Source organism: Actinoplanes sp. L3-i22, assembly GCF_019704555.1.
Classification (GTDB): domain Bacteria; phylum Actinomycetota; class Actinomycetes; order Mycobacteriales; family Micromonosporaceae; genus Actinoplanes.
Genome location: NZ_AP024745.1, coordinates 6,113,971 through 6,131,358, shown reverse-complemented (window position 1 = coordinate 6,131,358; position 17,388 = coordinate 6,113,971). Strand labels below are relative to the sequence as shown.

General features: G+C 72.7%; 19 protein-coding genes. 12 read left to right on the top strand and 7 right to left on the bottom strand.

The genetic code is table 11. The features are described 5' to 3' along the window. The first annotated feature begins 31 nt into the window (after positions 1–31). Genes L3i22_RS27560 through L3i22_RS27540 form a run of 5 tightly spaced genes read left to right on the top strand, consistent with a single transcriptional unit; the run spans position 32 to position 5,127 of the window. On the top strand, positions 32–901 hold the full coding sequence (locus tag L3i22_RS27560) for a hypothetical protein (RefSeq protein WP_221320438.1): 870 nt from the start codon (positions 32–34) through the stop codon (positions 899–901). Next, on the top strand, positions 898–1,539 hold the full coding sequence (locus L3i22_RS27555) for a DUF4129 domain-containing protein (protein WP_221320437.1): 642 nt from the start codon (positions 898–900) through the stop codon (positions 1,537–1,539). Before L3i22_RS27560 ends, L3i22_RS27555 begins: the two co-directional genes overlap by 4 nt. Next, a complete protein-coding gene (locus tag L3i22_RS27550; protein ID WP_221320436.1) occupies positions 1,536–2,837 on the top strand; it encodes a DUF4350 domain-containing protein in 1,302 nt (433 codons plus the stop codon). The genes L3i22_RS27555 and L3i22_RS27550 overlap by 4 nt, the downstream gene beginning before the upstream one ends. Further along, positions 2,834–3,814 (top strand): AAA family ATPase, encoded by a 981-nt coding sequence (locus tag L3i22_RS27545; protein WP_370644244.1) that lies wholly within the window; start codon positions 2,834–2,836, stop codon positions 3,812–3,814. The genes L3i22_RS27550 and L3i22_RS27545 overlap by 4 nt, the downstream gene beginning before the upstream one ends. Next, on the top strand, positions 3,811–5,127 hold the full coding sequence (locus tag L3i22_RS27540; protein ID WP_221320435.1) for a DUF58 domain-containing protein: 1,317 nt from the start codon (positions 3,811–3,813) through the stop codon (positions 5,125–5,127). Before L3i22_RS27545 ends, L3i22_RS27540 begins: the two co-directional genes overlap by 4 nt. A 10-nt stretch (positions 5,128–5,137) precedes the next feature. Here L3i22_RS27540 and L3i22_RS27535 read toward each other — a convergent pair whose 3' ends face one another. After that, the gene (locus tag L3i22_RS27535; RefSeq protein WP_221320434.1) at positions 5,138–6,124 is read right to left on the bottom strand and encodes a stage II sporulation protein M; all 987 of its coding nucleotides are present in this window, start codon (positions 6,122–6,124) and stop codon (positions 5,138–5,140) included. Positions 6,125–6,211: 87 nt separating this feature from the next. On the opposite strand from L3i22_RS27535, the gene L3i22_RS27530 reads away from it, so the two are divergent. Then, on the top strand, positions 6,212–7,126 hold the full coding sequence (locus tag L3i22_RS27530; protein ID WP_255657172.1) for an RDD family protein: 915 nt from the start codon (positions 6,212–6,214) through the stop codon (positions 7,124–7,126). A 110-nt stretch (positions 7,127–7,236) separates the two neighbouring features. Here L3i22_RS27530 and L3i22_RS27525 read toward each other — a convergent pair whose 3' ends face one another. Beyond that, positions 7,237–8,082, bottom strand: a complete 846-nt coding sequence (locus L3i22_RS27525) for an oxidoreductase (RefSeq protein ID WP_221320432.1) — start codon at positions 8,080–8,082, stop codon at positions 7,237–7,239. Positions 8,083–8,207: 125 nt separating this feature from the next. Here L3i22_RS27525 and L3i22_RS27520 point away from each other — a divergent pair, with 125 nt between their 5' ends. Both L3i22_RS27520 and L3i22_RS27515 read left to right on the top strand, forming a co-directional pair. Continuing rightward, the gene (locus L3i22_RS27520; RefSeq protein ID WP_221320431.1) at positions 8,208–8,861 is read left to right on the top strand and encodes a hypothetical protein; all 654 of its coding nucleotides are present in this window, start codon (positions 8,208–8,210) and stop codon (positions 8,859–8,861) included. Between the two features lie 213 nt (positions 8,862–9,074). Then, positions 9,075–9,545: a hypothetical protein gene (locus L3i22_RS27515; protein ID WP_221320430.1), complete on the top strand. Its 471-nt coding sequence runs from the start codon at positions 9,075–9,077 to the stop codon at positions 9,543–9,545. A 14-nt stretch (positions 9,546–9,559) separates the two neighbouring features. On the opposite strand, the gene L3i22_RS27510 is transcribed toward L3i22_RS27515, so the two are convergent. Together L3i22_RS27510 and L3i22_RS27505 are read right to left on the bottom strand one after the other, a co-directional pair. Next, a complete protein-coding gene (locus L3i22_RS27510) occupies positions 9,560–10,291 on the bottom strand; it encodes an AAA family ATPase (RefSeq protein ID WP_255657171.1) in 732 nt (243 codons plus the stop codon). Then, positions 10,288–11,232 carry a zinc-binding alcohol dehydrogenase family protein gene (locus tag L3i22_RS27505; RefSeq protein ID WP_221320429.1) on the bottom strand — a complete coding sequence of 315 codons (945 nt, stop codon included), beginning with the start codon at positions 11,230–11,232 and terminating at the stop codon, positions 10,288–10,290. Before L3i22_RS27505 ends, L3i22_RS27510 begins: the two co-directional genes overlap by 4 nt. Before the next feature lie 81 nt (positions 11,233–11,313). On the opposite strand from L3i22_RS27505, the gene L3i22_RS27500 reads away from it, so the two are divergent. Next, positions 11,314–11,724 carry a MarR family winged helix-turn-helix transcriptional regulator gene (locus L3i22_RS27500; RefSeq protein WP_221320428.1) on the top strand — a complete coding sequence of 137 codons (411 nt, stop codon included), beginning with the start codon at positions 11,314–11,316 and terminating at the stop codon, positions 11,722–11,724. Next, complete coding sequence (locus L3i22_RS27495; protein WP_221320427.1) at positions 11,717–12,319, top strand: NUDIX hydrolase; 603 nt, start codon at positions 11,717–11,719, stop codon at positions 12,317–12,319. Before L3i22_RS27500 ends, L3i22_RS27495 begins: the two co-directional genes overlap by 8 nt. Here the strand turns inward: L3i22_RS27495 and L3i22_RS27490 are convergent. Further along, complete coding sequence (locus L3i22_RS27490) at positions 12,257–13,228, bottom strand: aldo/keto reductase (protein ID WP_221320426.1); 972 nt, start codon at positions 13,226–13,228, stop codon at positions 12,257–12,259. The two genes, L3i22_RS27495 and L3i22_RS27490, sit on opposite strands and share 63 nt — an antisense overlap. Positions 13,229–13,292: 64 nt before the next feature. On the opposite strand from L3i22_RS27490, the gene L3i22_RS27485 reads away from it, so the two are divergent. After that, a complete protein-coding gene (locus L3i22_RS27485; RefSeq protein ID WP_221320425.1) occupies positions 13,293–14,240 on the top strand; it encodes a winged helix-turn-helix domain-containing protein in 948 nt (315 codons plus the stop codon). Positions 14,241–14,591: 351 nt separating this feature from the next. Here the strand turns inward: L3i22_RS27485 and L3i22_RS27480 are convergent, their stop codons facing one another. Then, complete coding sequence (locus tag L3i22_RS27480) at positions 14,592–15,293, bottom strand: hypothetical protein (protein ID WP_221320424.1); 702 nt, start codon at positions 15,291–15,293, stop codon at positions 14,592–14,594. A gap of 233 nt (positions 15,294–15,526) precedes the next feature. On the opposite strand from L3i22_RS27480, the gene L3i22_RS27475 reads away from it, so the two are divergent. Then, the gene (locus tag L3i22_RS27475) at positions 15,527–15,913 is read left to right on the top strand and encodes an Imm10 family immunity protein (RefSeq protein ID WP_221320423.1); all 387 of its coding nucleotides are present in this window, start codon (positions 15,527–15,529) and stop codon (positions 15,911–15,913) included. Positions 15,914–16,162: 249 nt separating this feature from the next. On the opposite strand, the gene L3i22_RS27470 is transcribed toward L3i22_RS27475, so the two are convergent. Beyond that, entirely contained in the window at positions 16,163–17,374 is a 1,212-nt protein-coding gene (locus L3i22_RS27470) for an MFS transporter (RefSeq protein ID WP_255657169.1), read from the bottom strand. Between the last annotated feature and the right edge of the window lie 14 nt (positions 17,375–17,388).

The window sequence follows — 17,388 nt, the reverse complement described above, 5'->3', positions numbered from 1 at the left end:
CGTGTCGTACCGGTCTTCTAGGATGCCCGCCATGCGGGGAGAAGCGGCGCGATCTCGTCGGCAACCGGCGATCCTGCCGTTGCGGGCGACGACCGCGGGGGAGTCGCTGGACAGTGCGGTGGCGTTGCTGCGGCAGCGGGCGCTGCCGCTGCTGGTCGTGGCGGCGGTGCTGGCGGCCGGGGAGCAGGTGCTGCTGACCCGGATGCGGCTGGCCGTGCCGTCGCTGTACCCGCCGTTCTGGTTCCCCGACGAGTGGGACTTCGCGGCCTGGTGGCAGATCGTCGCGACCGGGCTGGCGATCGAGGTCGGGATCATCACGCTGCTCGGGGCGTTCACCGGTGCGGCGGCCGGGCCGGCGCTGCTGGGGCGGTCGATGGGCAACGGGGCGGTGCTGCGGCGCGCCCGGCTGGGCTGGGCGCTGCTGATCGCGGTGCTGCTGGCCGCGGTCGCCTGGCCGGCCGCGTACTTCGGGCTGGCCGGGGTGATCGTGCTCTACGCGCTGACCGGCCTGACCACCCCGATCCTGACGCTGGACCGGCCGGGCAACCCGTTCGGCGCGCTGTGGCGGTCGGCCCGGCTGTCCGGGCGCGGCGGGCTGCGGGTCGTCCGGATCCGGATCCTGGGCTATCTGAGCTGGCTGGGGATCCGCGCCGCGCTCGGGCTCGGCTGGATCGCGGTCGCCGACATGCTGGCCTACAACGTGCTCGACGCGAGCTGGCTGAGCTGGGCGGTCCCGGCCGCGTGGGGGGTGGCGAACACCGTCGCGTACGCGGCGCTGGCCTGCCTGGACGCGGTGCTGCTGGTCGAGGCGCGGATCCGGACCGAGGGCCTGGACATCGCGCTGAACCGGAGCCGGGCGCGCGGCGAGGACGAGGCGGCGACGCTGGTGGACGCGCGATGAGGACCTACGACGAGTTGGTCGGCGCGTTGTTCGACGGGCTGTCGCCGCAGATCGTGCTGCTGCTCCTGCTCGCGCTGACCGGGCTGGTCGCGGCTCTGTGGTACTGGTTCCCGGCCTGGGTGCCGCGCCGGATGCCCCGGATGCCGCGGTTCCGGCGGCCGCGCTTCCGGTTTCCGCGGTGGCGGTTTCCGCGCGTACGGCTGAATTGGCGTTTGCCGCGCCGGCGCCGCAAGCCGAAAGCGAAGGCCAAGCCGGCGGCGAAGCCCCTCGTGGTCTTGCCGGAGGCGGCCGTCGAGGCCGCGCCGCCGGCCGCCGCCGCCGGGCTGTCGCTGGCGGATCGGCTCGCCGCCGAGGGGCGCTATGCCGAGGCGATCCGGGAGCGGCTGCGGGAGACCGTCGGCGACCTGACCCGGGCCGGGGTGATCACGCCGCAGCCCGGCACCACCGCCCTGGAGCTCACCGCGGACGCCGCCGTCCGGCGGCCGGTCGTCGCGTCGCCGCTCGGTGGCGCCACCGCGATCTTCTCGGAGATCTGGTACGGCAAGCGGGAGGCGTCCGCCGGGCACGACGACCGGATGCGCGCCCTCACCACCGAGGTCCGCTCCTCGCTCAGCGCATCGCGGGAAGGGGCGAAGTGACCGCGACCCTGCAGCCGCCGGTGAAAGCCGCGCCGAAAGCCCGGCGCGACCGGCGCTGGCTGCGCGTGGTGATCCCGTTCACCGTGCTGTTCCTGCTGGTCGTCGGCACCCTGATCGTGCACGCGATCGAGCAGCCCGACCCGGAGGACGCCGACTTCCTGTCCCCGGTCAGCGCCGCGGACATCGGCTCCGACCAGCTCGCCGGCCGGCTGCGCGACCGCGGGGTGGTGGTGGTCCGCGAGACGACGACGGTGGCCGCGCTCTCGGCGCTGCGCGGCACGCCGGCGACCCTGTTCGTCACCACGCCCGAGCTGGCCGACCTCGTTCAGCTGAGCCGCTCCGGGGCGGTGCCCGGCGGCACCCGGATCGTGGTGGTCGCCCCGTCCGCCGCCGCGATCGCGACCACCGACTGGCCGATCCACGTCGGCGGCGAACGCTGGACCACCGGCGTCACCGGCCCGGGCTGCGCCGACCCGGTCGCGGTCGCGGCCGGCCCGGCCGCCGTGACCCGGCTGCGGTACGACACCCCGGTCAGCTCGGCCAGCTGCTACGACGGCGCGCTCATCAGGTTCGTCTGGGGCGGCGCCGCGGTCACCGTGGTCGGGGCGGCCGATCCGTTCCGCAACGACCGGATCGGCGAGCACGGCAACGGCGCGCTCGCCGTCGGGCTGCTCGCCGAGACGCCCCGGGTGGTCTGGCTCGACGTGCACCGGAAAGAGGTGCTGCCGACGCCGAGCTCCTCGCCGACGGCCGAGAGGTCCCGGACGCCGGACGCGGTGCCGGACAGCCAGGAGCCGCGCGAGTCGTCCAGCGCGGGCGACCCCCGCGACACCGCGCCGCGCGAGCGCCCGCAGAGCCAGTCCGCGCCGAACCCGCTCGGCCAGGCGTTCCCGCCGGCGTTCTGGGCCGGCCTGGTCCTGCTCCTGCTCGCGCTGCTGGCCCTGGCGATCGCCGCCGCCCGCCGGCTCGGCGCGCCGGTGGCCGAGCCGCTGCCGTCCCGGGTCCCGGCGAACGAGACGATGCTCGGGCACGCCCGGCTCTACCAGCGGGCCCAGGCCCGGGACGAGTCGCTGGACATCCTGCGGGCCGCCGCGCGCCGGCGGATCGTCGCGCACCTCGGCCTGGCGCCCGGCGCGAGCCTCGAGGAGATCGCCGACAGCGCCGGGTACGACGTGGCGGACGTCCGTGAGATCCTCGCCGACTTCCACCCCGAGAACGATGCCGAGCTGGTCTCGGCCGCCCACGCCGTACAGAACCTGGTACGCGAGATCACCGGATTCGAAGGAGACCAGTCGTGACCACCGATGCCCTCGTGAGCCCCGACGCCCACCAGGCCCGCCTCGCCCTGGGCCGGCTGCGCACCGAGGTCGGCAAGGCCGTCGTCGGCCAGGACGCGGTGATCGGCGGCGTCGTGGTGGCGCTGCTCTGCGGCGGCCACGTACTCCTCGAAGGCGTGCCCGGGGTGGCCAAGACACTGCTGGTCCGGACCCTGGCCGCGGCCCTGGACCTGGACACCAAGCGGGTCCAGTTCACCCCCGACCTGATGCCCGGCGACGTGACCGGCTCGCTGGTCTACGACTCGCGGACCGCCGCGTTCAACTTCCGGGCCGGCCCGGTCTTCACCAACCTGCTGCTCGCCGACGAGATCAACCGGACGCCGCCGAAGACCCAGGCCGCGCTGCTCGAAGCGATGGAGGAACGCCAGGTCAGCGTCGACGGGACGGCCCGGCCGCTGCCGCAGCCGTTCCTGGTGGCGGCGACCCAGAACCCGATCGAGTACGAGGGGACGTACCCGCTGCCGGAGGCTCAGCTCGACCGCTTCCTGCTCAAGCTGAGCGTCCCGCTGCCCGAGCGCGAGGCCGAGCTGAACGTGCTGCGCGCCCACCACAACGGCTTCGACCCGCGCGACCTCAAGGCCGCCGGGGTCACCGCCGTGGCCGGCGCCGCCGACCTGGCCGCCGGCCGGGCCGCGGTGCAGCGGGTGCAGGTCGCCGACACCGTGCTCGCCTACATCGTGGACGTCTGCCGGGCCACCCGGGTCGCCCCCGCCCTGGAGCTGGGCGCGTCCCCGCGCGGCGCGACCGCGCTGCTCGCGGTCAGCAAGGCGCACGCGTGGCTGAACGGCCGCGAGTACGTCGTGCCGGACGACGTCAAGGGCTACGCCCTGCCGACCCTGCGCCACCGCGTCCGGCTGCGCGCCGACGCCGAGCTGGACGGCGTGACCGTCGAGTCGGTGCTGGCCACCGTCCTGACGTCGGTGCCGGCGCCGCGATGATCACCAGGCGTTTCGCCGTCCTGCTCCTGCTCGGGCTGCCGTTGCCGGCCCTGCTGCCCGCGCCCTGGCTCGCGGTCGGCGGGGTGCTGGCGCTCGCCGCCGGGCTCGCGCTGGTCGACCTGCTCGTCGCCGGGCCGCTGGACGGCGTCGAACTGCGGCGCGACGGGGACCGGACGGTCTGGCTGGGCAACACCGCGACGACGACGCTGACCGTGACCAACACGTCCGGCCGGTCGATCCGGCTCAGTCTGCGCGACAGCTGGGTGCCGTCGGCCGGCGCCGGGCCGCTGAGCCACGAGCTCTGGCTGGAGCCGGACGCCGCCGAGACGGTCACCACCACGCTGGTGCCGACCCGGCACGGGGACCGGCCCGCGGTCCGGGTGACGCTGCGGTCGCGGGGGCCGCTCGGGTTCGCGTACCGGCAGCGCCGCCGGGCCTGGAACGAGAAGATCACGCCGGCCTGGACGCTGCGGGTGCTGCCGCGCTTCCCGTCCCGGCGGATCCTGCCGGAGAAGCTCGCCCGGATCCGGGTGCTCGACGGGACCGTGGTCACCCGCGGGCGCGGGCACGGGACCGAGTTCGACGTGCTGCGGGAGTACGTGTTCGGCGACGACGTCCGGTCGATCGACTGGCGGGCCAGCGCCCGGCACCACGACGTCGTCGTCCGGACCTGGCGTCCGGAACGGGACCGGCGGGTCTACTGCGTGCTCGACACCGGGCGTACCTCGGCGGTCCGGGTCGGCGACGCGCCCCGGCTGGACGCCACGATCGACGCGGCGCTGCTGCTGTCCGTCCTGGCCGCCCGCGCCGACGACAAAGTGGACCTGCTCGCGCTGGACGCGTCGGTGCGGGCCCGGGTCGAGGGCGGCGGCCACCGGGTGCAGCTGCCCCGGCTGATCGACGCGATGGCGTCGCTCGAACCGGCCCTGGTCGAGACGGACTTCTCGCTGCTGGCCCGGGAACTGCTGCGCCGCGACCGGAAACGGGCCCTGGTGGTGATCTTCACGGCGCTGGACACCGCGCCGATGATCGAGGGGCTGCTGCCGGTGCTGGCCCGGCTCGCCGCCCGGCACAAGGTGATCGTGGCCGGGGTGCGGGACCCGGCGGTCGCCCGGATGGCCGAGGTGGGCGAGCGGTCCAAGGCGGCCGACGTGCACGTGGCGGCGGCCGCCGAGCGGGTGCTGTTCGAGCGGGACCGGGTGCGCGACGTGCTGGGCCGCTCCGGCGCGACCGTGGTCGACGCGGACGCGGACACCTTCGCCGGCAAGGTCGCCGACGTCTACCTGCTACTCAAGGCCACCGGCCGCCTGTAGGGCCGGGGGCTCAGGCGGTCGGCAGGTCGGCGGACTCCGGGCCGGCCGGGCGGCGCTCGCTGGCCTCGCGACCCCAGACCAGGGCGTAGAAGAGGAAGCCGAGCCAGACCGCGGCGCCGATGCCGATCCGGGCCGGGGCCGGCAGCGCCGACGGGGTCACGAACGCCTCCAGGCAGCCGGCCACCGCCAGCGTCGGGACCAGGCCGACCGCCACCACCATGCCCTCGCGGACCCAGGCGGTCAGCGACTGCAGCCGGGTCCGCACCGGGCCCGGGGCGATCCAGGCCCAGCCGATCCGCAGGCCCACGCCGGCGCCGACGAACAGGCAGGTGATCTCCAGCAGGCCGTGCGGCGCCAGGTACGTCACGAAGGTGTCGCCGGCGCCGCGGCTGACCATCATGCCGCCGACCACGGCGGTGTTCAGCATGTTCGACCAGAGCAGGTAGAAGACCGGCAGGACCAGCACGCCGGCGGCCAGGCACTGGGCGGTGAGCAGGGCGTTGTTCGTCCAGACCTGGAGCGCGAAGTTCTGCGCCTGGTACTCGCTGTAGTAGCCGACGAACGACTTGCTGACCACGTCGTCGATGTCCCCGGGGCCGGCGAACAGCGCCAGCACCTCCGGGTGGCTCCCCATGTACCAGATCATCACCGCGGTCGCGCCGACCAGCAGCACCGCGAGGGTGCCCCACCAGCGGCGGGTGCGGTAGAGCGCACCGGGCAGCCGGTAGGCGAAGAAATCCAGCAGCGGGCGCCAGGAGAAGCCGCCGCTGCTGCGGGTGACCGCGGCCCGGCCAGCCAGGACCAGGCGGGACAGGTCGGCCAGCATCACCGGGTCCGGACTGCGGCTGCGCAGCACCGACAGGTGGGTCGCGGCCCGCTGGTAGAGCACCACCAGCTCGTCGATCTCGGCCGGGCTGACCAGTTTCGGCCGGCTCGCCAGCACCTCCAGGCGGTGCCACTCGCCGCCGCGCTCCGCGAGATACGCGTCGAGATCCATCATCGTTCTGCCCCCGCCGGTCCGTTGCGCGCCAAGCGTAGTGGACGCGGTGTATGCCTGATGGCCCCGGTGGTGTTCACTGTCCGGGTGAACGCCGCACCCTCGGACCTGGTGACCGCCTCGGACCTCGGTACCGCTTCGGAGCTGGTGACCGCCGAAGCCGTCGCGCTCGACCTGCGCCCGGCCCGGCTCGGCTCGCGGGCGATCGCGCTCGGGATCGACATCCTCATCCAGGTCATGGTCGCCGGTGGGGTGATGCTGTTCGTCGGCCTGATCCTGGCGTCGCTGCCGGACAGCATCGTGGACGACGCGCTGGTCTCCGCCGTGCTGCGGATCGTGATCGTGCTGGTGCTGCTCCTCTACCCGACCCTGGTCGAGGTCCGGACGAACGGGCGCAGCGTCGGCAAGTCCGCGATGGGGCTGCGGGTGATCCGGGAGGACGGCGGGCCGATCCGGGTGCGGCACGCGTTCACCCGGGCGCTGATCGGGCTCGCGGTCGAGTGGCCGGGGCTGCTCCTGCCGTTCCTGACCTGGGTGGTCACGCTGGCCGTGATGCTCTTCTCGGCGAAGGGGCGCCGCCTCGGCGACCTGGCCGCGGGCACGATCGTGGTGCACGAGAAGCGGCCGGTGCCGTTCCGCTTCGTCCCGGCGCTGCCGGCCGGCCTCGCCGCCTGGGCGGCCGCCACCGACCTGTCCGCGGTCGACGACGACCTCGCCGGGCAGGTGCGGCAGTTCGTCTCGCGGGCGCCGGAGCTGAGCGAGCCGCACCGCGGCAGCCTGGAGCGGATGCTGACCGCCGAGGTCGCCGCCCGGGTGACGCCGCCACCGCCGCCGGGCACGACGCCGTACTACTTCCTCGCGACGGTGCTCGCCGAGCGTCGTCGCCGCTACGCGGCCCAGCTGGCGGCCGGGCGGGCGGTCACCGAGCGGTTGCTGCCGGGCTTCGGGCGTTCCGCCCGGCAACTGACTTCCCCGGTACGGCCGTCAGCCCCCTCCTACTGAGCCCGCCGCCCGCGTCACGCGCCGCCCGCGTCACGCGCCGCCCGCGTCACGCGCCGCCCGTCCGGTGCTCGCCGCTCACCGGCCGGCGGGCGCTGCTCGTCGGTCGCTGCTCACGGGAACAGGTCGGCCGGCAGGTCGAGGGCCGCGCCCGCGATGTTCTCCCGCAGGTGGGCGACCGACGACGTACCCGGAATGAGCAGGATGTTCGGGGAGCGCCGCAGCAGCCAGGCGAGCGCGATCGACATCGCGGTCGTGCCCAGGTCGTCGGCGGCCTGCCGCAGCTCCGCGGTCTGCAGCGGGGAGAAGCCGCCGAGCGGGAAATACGGCACATACGCGATGCCCTGGGCGGCGAGGGCGTCGATCAGCGGGTCGTCCTCCCGGTTCGCCAGGTTGTAGAAGTTCTGCACACAGACGACCGGCGCGATCGCCTGCGCCTCGGCGATCTGGCCGGCGTCGACCGTGCTCAGGCCCAGGTGCCGGATCAGGCCCTGCTCGCGCAGCTCGGCGAGCGCGCCGAACTGCTCCGCGATCGAGCCCGGCTCGGGCCGGTCGAAGCCGCCGACCCGCAGGTTGACCACGTCGAGGGTGTCGAGCCCGAGGTTCTTCAGGTTCTCGTGGACCTGGTCGCGCAGCTCCTGCGGACTGCGGGCGTGCGGCCAGCCACCGGTCTCGTCGCGGCGGGCGCCGACCTTGGTGACGATGTGCAGCTCCTCCCGGTACGGCGAGAGGGCCTCCCGGATGATCTCGTTGGTCACGTGCGGGCCGTAGAAGTCGGCCGTGTCGATGTGGTTGATCCCGAGGTCGAACGCGGTCCGCAGGACGGCGATCGCCGCGTCCCGGTCCTTCGGCGGGCCGAAGACGTGCGGCCCGGCGAGCTGCATCGCGCCGTAGCCGAACCGGGTCAGGTCGAGGTCGCCGACGCGGTAGCGCCCGCCGGGAAGTGCGTTGCTGTTCATGGCTCCCAGCCTGCCCCGTCCCCGGACGCGGCGGCAGGGCTCTGGTTGTCCTGGGAGTGGCAGGGCCAGGCAGCGCGCCCGATTTGTCGTCGCGGGCGCCGGCGGCGGGCATAGGATTCGGATCGATGGTGACCGAGACGCAGGCCGCCGACTACGTGCGGCGGTATGACGGCGTGCCCGCGGACGTCCTGGCCGACGGGACCGCGCTGCTGGAGCGCCGGGTGTTCTGGCTGGCGATGTTCGACGGCTGCGCGGATCCGGAGCTGATCGGGGCGCTCTTCGGGGACGATGACGACCCGCTCGATCTCGACGAGGAGATCCGGGCCTCCGGCACCTGGCCGGTGATCCCGATCGGCGAGCGGTTCGCGCAGATCATCTGGCACGGGCCGGAGCTCGAGGGCGGCGACGACTACGTGGTGCTGGCGCCCGGGCGGGCGATCTCGGTGGCCGCGCGGGAGGGCCACGGCTATGGTCCGGGGCTGTCCTGGGGCGAGTTCCGCCGGATCGCGACGACGCCGCGGCGGGTGCTGCTCGCGCTGCCGGCGCTCGGTGACGCGGACGCGCCGCCCGAGGCGTTCGACCTGGTCTCGGCGGCACTGCTGTCGGTCGGCAACAACGTTCCGGCGGTGGCCGCGGCGGCGGCCCGGCAGATCCTGGACAGCCCGGCGCACTGGGTCGGCGACGAGACCGTGCTGGTCTGCGACGGGGAGTACGCGGTGCGCAAGCCGGGCGGCCTGCCCGACGCCGACCTCCGCCTGGTCACCGAAACCCTCGCCTGACCGGCCGCCCCGTCCTCGCTTGACCGGCGTCCCTCCTCGCTTGACCGGCCGCCGCACCCGAGCCGAGCCTGCTCCTGGCGCGCCGCCACACCCGGGCGGGACGAGCCGCGCCCGGACGAGCCGCGCCGCCGCACCCGGGCCGGACGAGCCGGGCCGGACGAGCCGGTTCGAAGGCGGCGCCGGGTGATCTCGGTTCACAGAAATCGGGAGCCCGTGGCACAGCAGGCCCACAGACTGCGCCCCCACAGTGATCTCAACACCGGTTCTCGAGGGGAGCGCCCGATGCGCCAGCGTTCATTTTCCGTTCTTGTCGCCACGGCCACCGGCCTGGCGGTCGCCGGCCTTTTCGCCACCCCGGCAAGTGCGATGCCCGCCCACCGTTCCGCACCCCGGACGACCGCGGAATCCGCGGACTTCAGCAATGCGGAAACGACCGGCTTCGCCGCCGGGCAAACCGATCCGACGGTACGGACGGCCGCCATCACCTCGTGGGATCCGCAGTTGACCGCGACCGCCGCCGCCCTCGGCACGGTCACCCCCACGCCGGTCCGGGACGACCACTCACGGCATCCGATGGTGTGGTCGGGCAGCACGGTGACCGTGGCCGACGCCCGTACCGTCAATCGTTCTGAAGCCACCGAAGAGGCCGCGCCGTCCCGCCGCCCCGCGTCGCAATATGTCTGAGCCGAAGGCGAAGCTCAGTCGGCCAGTAGATGCCGGAGCGTCCGTTCCGGCGCGTTCAGGAAGTCCCGGGTGACCTGCACCGCGTCGGCCTCGTCGTAGTCCACCCGCCGCAGCCGCCCGTCCGCCGAGATCTGCAGAATGGCCGCCCCGGGCAGCGCCAGCAGGATCGGGGAATGCGTCGCGATCAGCATCTGCGATCCGGCCCGGGTCAGTTCGTGCAGCCGGGCCAGGGTGATCAGCAAGCCGCGCGGCGACAGCGCCGCCTCCGGCTCGTCGAGCAGGTACAGCCCGTTCGGGTGGAACCGTTTCTCGATCAGATCCAGGAATGATTCCCCGTGCGAGCGCTCGTGCAGGCTGCGCCCGCCGTATCCGTCCCCGACGCCGAGATTGTCGATCTCGGTGATCACGTTGTAGAACGATTCGGCGCGGAAGAAGAAGTTCGACCGTTCGCGCCGCCCGGCCACCCGCCCGACGGTCAGATGCTGGCCGAGCGTCGATTCGGTGGCCTTGGTGGCGAACTGGAAATTGCGGCTGCCGCCTTCCGGGTTGAATCCGGCGGCGACGGCGATCGCCTCGATCAGCGTGGATTTTCCGGAACCGTTGTCGCCGGCCAGAAAGGTGACGCCGGGCCCGAGGTCGAGCCGTCCGGCGGCGATCAGCCCGCGCACGACCGGCAGGCTGAACGGGTAGGCCGCCGGGTCGAAGCCAGGGGAGACAGCGAGGTCGCGCAGGAACCGCCCGGTCACTCGCCGAGTGTAAGAACGATCCGCTGTCCGGGCGCGGCCGGGGCGGTCCACGCCTCGGTGACCCGGGGCATCGGCACGCCGAGCACGTCGATCCGGAAGGTGCCGTCGGTGATCAGCCGGGCGAGCTCGGGCAGTTCGGCCAGGATGTCCCGGGTGCGGACCGAGCCCTGCCCGCTGCCGACGATCGACACCGCCGCGGCGCGCAGGAGGAACGACGGCAGGGTGATCTCCGGCCCGGCGACCGAGCCGATCTCCACCCAGGTCAGCGGCTCGGCACGATCCGGGCGGGCGGTGAGCAGGGCCGGCAGGAGCTGCTCGGCCGGCTTGCCCCACAGGTAGTCGAGCACCACGTCGACGTCGGCGGCCGCCTCGACCAGGGCCGGGTCGGTCAGGTCGAAGACGGCGTCCGCGCCCAGCTCCCGGACCAGCGCGAGGCGCTCCGGGTCGCGGCCGGCGCCGATCACCCGGCTCGCGCCGAGATGCCGGGCGACCTGGACGGCGAGCTGCCCGGACCCGCCGGTCGCGCCGAGGACCAGCACGGACGCGCCGGGCCGCAGGTTCGCCCGGCGGCGCAGGGCGATCCAGGACGACATCGCCGGGTTCATCGCGGCGGCCACCGCGACCGGGTCGGTGCCGGCCGGCAGGGCGATCGCGCGGCGCCGGTCGACGGCGGCCCGCTCCGCCATGGTGCCGAGCGGGGTGTCGTGGGCGACGAAGTAGAGCAGCTCGCCGGCGGCGGTGCGGCCGACGCCGTCGATGCCCGGGATCATCGGCAGGACGCCGTCGGAGGTGTAGTGCGTGCCGTCGGCGTCCGACCGGACCCGCTGGTGCAGGCCGGCCGCGACGACGTCGACCAGGATCTCGTCGTCGCCGGGGATCGGGGCGGGGAACTCCTGCCACCGGGGCGGGGTGCCGAAGGCGGTGACCACGGCTGCGTGCATGGCTGACTCCCAACTAGTTTGTGTCGCGTACTAAAAGCAAGGTAGTTGGTGCCACGTACTAAATGCAAGTAGGCTGGTGTCGTGGACCCGACCGACGCGCTGGTGCAGCTCTCCTTCCAGATCCAGCGGATCCTCACCGCGGTCGGCGCCGAGCACGACCTGTCGATCGTCCAGGTCCGGATGCTCGGGATCCTGCGCGACCGGACACCCGGCATGCTGGAGCTGGGCCGGCACCTGGGCCTGGACAAGTCGTCGATCACCGGCCTGGTGAGCCGGGCCGAGAAACGCGAGCTGGTCCGCCGGCTGCCGTCGCCGGACGACGGGCGGGCCGTGCTGGTCGAGCTGACGCCGCTCGGCCGGCGGTTCACCCGCGAGTGCACGGCCGAGGTGGCCCGGCGGATCGCCGAGCTGACCGCGCGCCTGTCCGAACCGGATCGCGCGCGCCTGACCGCGCTCGCCGCGACGCTCGTGGCACCATTCCCGGATGCGTGAATCGGTCGCCCTCGTGCACGGCCTGGTCTCCCGTCTGCAGCCCTCGGACGAGCTGGCGGCCGATCATCGGCGGCAGGCCCTGACGTGGCTGAGCGGCACCGGCGACGTCTTCCGCCGGGTCAAGCCGGCGTCCCCGCCGCAGCACCTGGTGTCCTACGTGGTCCCGGTCGCCGCCGACGGCCGGATCCTGCTGGTCGAGCACATCAACGCCGGGCTGTGGCTGCCGCCGGGCGGTCACGTGGAGCCGGACGAGGACCCCGCGGTCACCGCGCGGCGGGAGATCGAGGAGGAGCTCGGGCTGGGCGCGGCGGGGCTGTCCGGGACGCCGGGGTTCCTGACGATCACCCGCACGGTCGGGATCGACCACGGGCACACCGACGTCAGCCTCTGGTACACCCTGGCCTGCACCGGCGACGAGGAGCTGCGCCCGGACGACGGCGAGTTCACCGCCGTCCGCTGGTGGACCCGCGCCGAGCTGGCCGCGGCCGACCCGGCCCGCTTCGACCCGCACTTCTTCCGCTTCCTGGCCGCCCTACCAGGCCCAGGCCTCGGGAGCCGGACCACCGTTGCCGATCGGCGGGAAGATCTCGTCTAGCGCGGCCAGGACCTCGGCGGACAGCGGCGCGTCCAGGAGCACGTCGAGCTGCTCGGGGGTGCGCGGGCCGAGCACCGGCGCGGTGACCTCCGGGCGGGACAGCAGCCAGCCGATCGCCACCGCGGCCGGCTGCTCGCCCAGCTCGGCGCAGAGCTTCTCGAAGCGCTCCAGGGCAGCCCGGTGCGGCTCGACCCGGTCCGGCGCGTGCAGGACAGTCCGCCCGGCGACGCCCTCGCGCTGCTTGCGCAGGGCGCCGGACAGCGCGCCGAAGTGCAGCGGGGAGTAGGGCAGGATCCCGATGCCCAGCTCGGCCGCGGCGGGCAACACCTCCAGCTCGGCGTGCCGGGTCAGCAGGTTGTACTTGACCTGCTCGGACACGATGCCGAGGTGGTGGCGGCGCTCGGCGGCGGCCTGCCCGCGGGCGAGGTGCCAGCCGGCGTGGTTCGACGTACCGACGTACCGAATCTTGCCCTGGTTTGTCAGGGTTTCCATGGCCTGCCAGATCTCCTCCCAGGACGTGGTGCGGTCCACGTGGTGCAGCTGGAAGAGGTCGATCCAGTCGGTGCGCAGCCGCCGCAGCGACGCCTCGCAGGACGCGACGAGGTGGCGCGCGGACAGGCCGCGGTCGTTCGGGTCGTCCGACATCGGCGCGTAGACCTTGGTCGCGAGGACGGTCCGGTTCCGGTTCCCGGTTTTCGCCAGCCAGCCCCCGATGATCCGCTCGCTGAGCCCGTCACCGTCCTCGCGACCGTACATGTTCGCCGTGTCGACAAGATTCACCCCGAGATCAAAACCACGATGGAGTACGGCGTGAGCCCGCTCCTCATCGATCTGCCAGCCGAAGTTCATCGTGCCGAGCGCGAGCCGGCTGACGGTCAGGCCGGTCCGGCCCAGTCGGGTGTATTCCATGGCCCGGACGCTAGGCGGGGGAGGCCCCTGGCCCGCAGCCGTTCGACCGTGCTCGAATGGTCGGGTGATCGCGTGGGAGTTCGGGGCCGCCGATCTGGCCGGCCTGCGGTTCGCGCACTCGCCGATGGCCGAGCTGGTCGCGAGCGCGTTCGTGCTGCGTGCCGGCCCGGCACCGTGGGTGTCGCCGGCCTGGTCGGCCCGGGTCTCGGCGGCGCTCGGGCAGTGGCCGACGCTGCGGGCGGTGCTGTTCGGCCCGCGCGGCTACGCCCCGGACTTCCTGACCCCGGTGCCGCCGATCGCCCGGCCGCGCCTCGACGACGAGTTCGCGATGATCGCGGCGACGCCGCTGGACCGGGTGGTCGGGGAGGTTCTGGACGGGTGGACCGGCCAGGCGGCGCCGCCGGAGATCGTCGCCTTCGCGCGCGACCCGCGGGCGGGTATGACGACGCTGCTCGCCGAGGTCCGGGCGTATCACGACGTGGCGATCGCGCCGCTGTGGCCGCGGCTGCGCGCGTCGGCCGAGGCCGAGATCGCCGGGCGGATGCGGGTGGCCGCCGCGCGCAGCCCGCGCGCGATGATCGACAGCCTGCATCCCCGGCTCGCCTGGGACGGATCGGCGCTGCTCCTGAAATATCCGCACAAAACCGGCGAGTGGTCCGGCGGGGCGGGCATGGCACTGTTACCCACCGGCTTCGCCGGGCCTGAGATGTACGCGGTCACGACCGGCCGGGCGCTCTGGTACGCCCCGCGCGGCTACGGCAACCTGTGGCAGTCCCCGCCGGCGCCGGCCGCCACCCTGACCGCGCTGCTGGGCCCGACCCGCGCTGCGGTCCTGACCCTGCTCGCCGCCCCGGCCAGCACCGGCGACGTCGCCGGTCACCTGGGCCTGGCCCCGGCCACCGCGTCCCACCACCTGACGACGCTCCGCGACGCCGGCCTGCTCACCACCACCCGCGCCGGCCGTCGCCTCCTCTACGAACGCACCCCACTCGGCGACCAGCTCCTCGGCTGATCACAAGTGTTGCCGTGGTGGCTTCGTGCCGGAGAGCCAGGGCGGATTCCGGCGGTCGTCACACCACTCCGGACGAGCATCTACGAGGCTGAGCTCTGCGATGGCACCAGAGCGCCGTCAGCACCGGACAGCAGCCGGCCCCGCCAGACAAACGCGAATCGCGGCAGGAGAGGGCGCTGTTGGCGCTTCCAGCGCGGCACGGACAGCCTGTTGCTCACGCGTCGGGTGAAAGCAAGTGGGAAGTGCGCTAGCTGCCGCCCAGAATCCAAGCAGTCGGTGATGAGCCGGTTCGAGTCCGGCGCGCCGCACAGCGATAAGTGCCGTTGTGCGCGCTTACCGAGCTTGAGGCGATCATTTTTCGCTTTGTCGAGCTTGTCGCAGGGTAAGCCGGCGGGAACGTCGCCAGGGACGCCAAGCCGTACGACGTTTCACAATGACGGCAGCGCCGTACTGAGTATCGTCGTCGGCAGCGATGCCGAGAGCCTGAAGGTATTCCAGCAGCAGGGGTCGAGTGAACCGCTCACTGATCTTCCCGGCCCGGTATGCGGCCGGCCTCTCGAAGTCCTGCACCTGACCGGAGGTTTCCCATGACCAGCGGCGATCCTCGGCATGAGCGGCGATAGTGCGGACGTAGCTCAGGGGTGGTTCGCCGTTTGGTCCTCCGAGCCATAGCTGGGTCGAGGCATGCCCGTCGGAGGTCATCGGCTGGTGGGTGGCGATCACCCACCGCACGTCCATGAGCTTGGCGAGGTAGCTCGTGGCGGGGAAAGGATCGCCGCCGCTGATGTCGTTGTTGAGGTAAGCAGTCCAGGTCGCCCCGTGCGACGCCAAAACCTCACTGGTCCACGGCGTCTCCAGCGGTTCCAGCGCGAGAAGGAGGTCGGGCCAGGGTGCTCGGCTTCTGCTCACCTTGTACGGCACCTCGAGAGCAGTGCGCCAGGCGAGCAGACTCTCCGAAGCCGGCTCGATCGGCGCCTCCAGGAAGCCCGCACTCCAGCCGAGCGGTGACAGCCGACCGCCGAGCACGGACGGCTCCGGTGGGACGCGATCCACAGAGCCCATGATCCCGTGGAGCACCGCCGCACGTCAGTTCGATGAGACAACCGCAAGACCGCTGTCTCCCAAGAACCGCTGTCCCAGCCGCGTCACGAAAGGTCGCCCATCGGACAGATCAGTGCGTTCTGGAGCCCGTTCTCGCGAGCGCAGCACCAAGCCGGCATCGCCATGATGTTCTGGTTCGAGTGGCGCTGACGATGAGGCAGCATGACGGTTCAGTGGGAGTCCGGATGCAAATTCGCGGGGTGATAGTTGCGGGGTTCGAGGTCGACGAGGCGGGCTTCGCTGAAGAGCCCGATGGGTCAGGCTTTGCACTGATGTTTCAACGCACTGACTACGAGCCGGACGAGCAGGACGTCCGACTCGGTTTCGACACCTACTGCCTCACCACGGGCGATGGCCGAACCCACTACGGTGGCTTGCGCTCAGCGAACCTGGCTGGCGCGGACCTGACCTTGACGATATCGCCAGACGCCTCAGCGGCCGTCGGACTAGCTGAGATCAGCACGATCAAGCTCGACGTTGATGCTGTTTCTCTTGCGGATTTCCGCGAAGGCCTGCCCCAAGTCGTGAACTGGGGCAGGGAATCAGAGATTCCCGCTCTCAGCGGCTTTTAGGCAATTATCCCGGCGGCGATTTTCACCGGTTCCTGCTTCGCGGCTGTCGCTCTCTCATCGGCAGGAGAGCGCTTTGTGCTTCCTTGTCGGATATTCGATCAGGCTGCTCGGGTGAACCGCTGGGTGGAGGTATCCCAGCCGAGAATCTTGCGCGGACAGTTGTTGAGTTCGGCGGCCACGGCGGTCAGGTCGTCGAGGGAAGCGCGTCGGCCGCACGCCCACCCAGAGTCGAGATGTCGCTGGTGTGGCTCAGCCGGCCGGGACGCGGCGCCAGGGGAGAGGGGCCGTGCCGGCGAGCAGCACCACGGCCAGCACGGTCAGGGAGGTCTTCGCGCTGGTGGCGGCGGCGAGTGCGCCCGCGGCGGCAATGAATACCGGCTGCAGCGCCTTGGTGGTGATCGACCACGCCAGCGTCACCCGGGACATGTGGGCGTCGTCGGTGGCGTTCATGCGGTAGGTCGCGAAGGTCGGGTTGAACATGCCGGCGAAGAAGATCAGCAGGAAGTCCGAGGTGACGATCATGACGAGCCCGCCGGTCGAGGCCGGGGCGAACGGGATGAGCCAGAGCCACAGATTGCGGCCGACCCCGGCGAGCAGGAGGACCGCATGCCCGCCGAACCGTGACGTCAGCGGCTTGCACAGCATCGATCCCAGGATCCCGGCCACCGCCGACACGCCGCTGATCAGGCCGAACTGCCAGGCGGCGAAGCCGAGATCGCGGAGGACGAGGACGGCCAGCAGCGGGCTGACGGCCATGATGCAGCCCCCGAAGATGATGGAGTTCCCGAACAGGGCGGCCAGCCCCCGATGCCCGGCGATGTAGCGCCATCCGGCCGTGACGTCGTGCGCCCAGTGGTGTTTCCCGGCCCGTGGCGGCGGCTGCGGTTCGGTCCCCCGCAGCCGGCCCAGCAGAAGCGCGGAGACCAGGAAACTGACCGCGTCGAGAACCATCGCGGCCGTGGCGCCGATCCCCGAGACGAGAGCACCACCAGCGGGATTGCCGATCGAATGAGCGGTCCACAACGTCGTCTCGAGCCGGCCGTTGGCCGCCGCGCGATGCTCGGCCGGCACCAGCGTCCGTAACTGCGCGGCACCGGCTGAGTTGAAGGCCAGCCGCGCCGCCATCTGCACCACCGCGACCAGGCAGAGCTGGCCGTAGGTCAGGATGCCGAGCAGGGCCGCCGCCGGGACCGACGCGATCGCCACGAACCGCAGCAGATCCGCGGCGACCATCACCGGCAGCTTCCGGTGGTGCTCGATCCAGGGGCCCAGCGGGAGCGCCACCACCGCGCCCACCACGCCGGCGAGCACGGTCAGCGTCGAGACCTGGAGGTCCGACGCGTCGAGGACCAGGATCGCCACGATCGGCAACGCCGAGTACCCCAACGCGCTGCCGGCCTCGCTCGCCGCGAACGCCGCCCAGCGCCGGCGGAAGTCCCGGCGCCACCGAAGGTCGATCACACCCTGAGTAGCAG

Bases quoted from the DNA above. Each gene is read 5' to 3' on its own strand.
- L3i22_RS27560 (WP_221320438.1), top strand. From the start codon at position 32: ATGCGGGGAGAAGCGGCGCGATCTCGTCGGCAACCGGCGATCCTGCCG.
- L3i22_RS27555 (WP_221320437.1), top strand. From the start codon at position 898: ATGAGGACCTACGACGAGTTGGTCGGCGCGTTGTTCGACGGGCTGTCG.
- L3i22_RS27540 (WP_221320435.1), top strand. From the start codon at position 3,811: ATGATCACCAGGCGTTTCGCCGTCCTGCTCCTGCTCGGGCTGCCGTTG.
- L3i22_RS27535 (WP_221320434.1), bottom strand. From the start codon at position 6,124: ATGGATCTCGACGCGTATCTCGCGGAGCGCGGCGGCGAGTGGCACCGC.
- L3i22_RS27525 (WP_221320432.1), bottom strand. From the start codon at position 8,082: ATGAACAGCAACGCACTTCCCGGCGGGCGCTACCGCGTCGGCGACCTC.
- L3i22_RS27520 (WP_221320431.1), top strand. From the start codon at position 8,208: ATGGTGACCGAGACGCAGGCCGCCGACTACGTGCGGCGGTATGACGGC.
- L3i22_RS27505 (WP_221320429.1), bottom strand. From the start codon at position 11,232: ATGCACGCAGCCGTGGTCACCGCCTTCGGCACCCCGCCCCGGTGGCAG.
- L3i22_RS27495 (WP_221320427.1), top strand. From the start codon at position 11,717: ATGCGTGAATCGGTCGCCCTCGTGCACGGCCTGGTCTCCCGTCTGCAG.
- L3i22_RS27490 (WP_221320426.1), bottom strand. From the start codon at position 13,228: ATGGAATACACCCGACTGGGCCGGACCGGCCTGACCGTCAGCCGGCTC.
- L3i22_RS27475 (WP_221320423.1), top strand. From the start codon at position 15,527: ATGCAAATTCGCGGGGTGATAGTTGCGGGGTTCGAGGTCGACGAGGCG.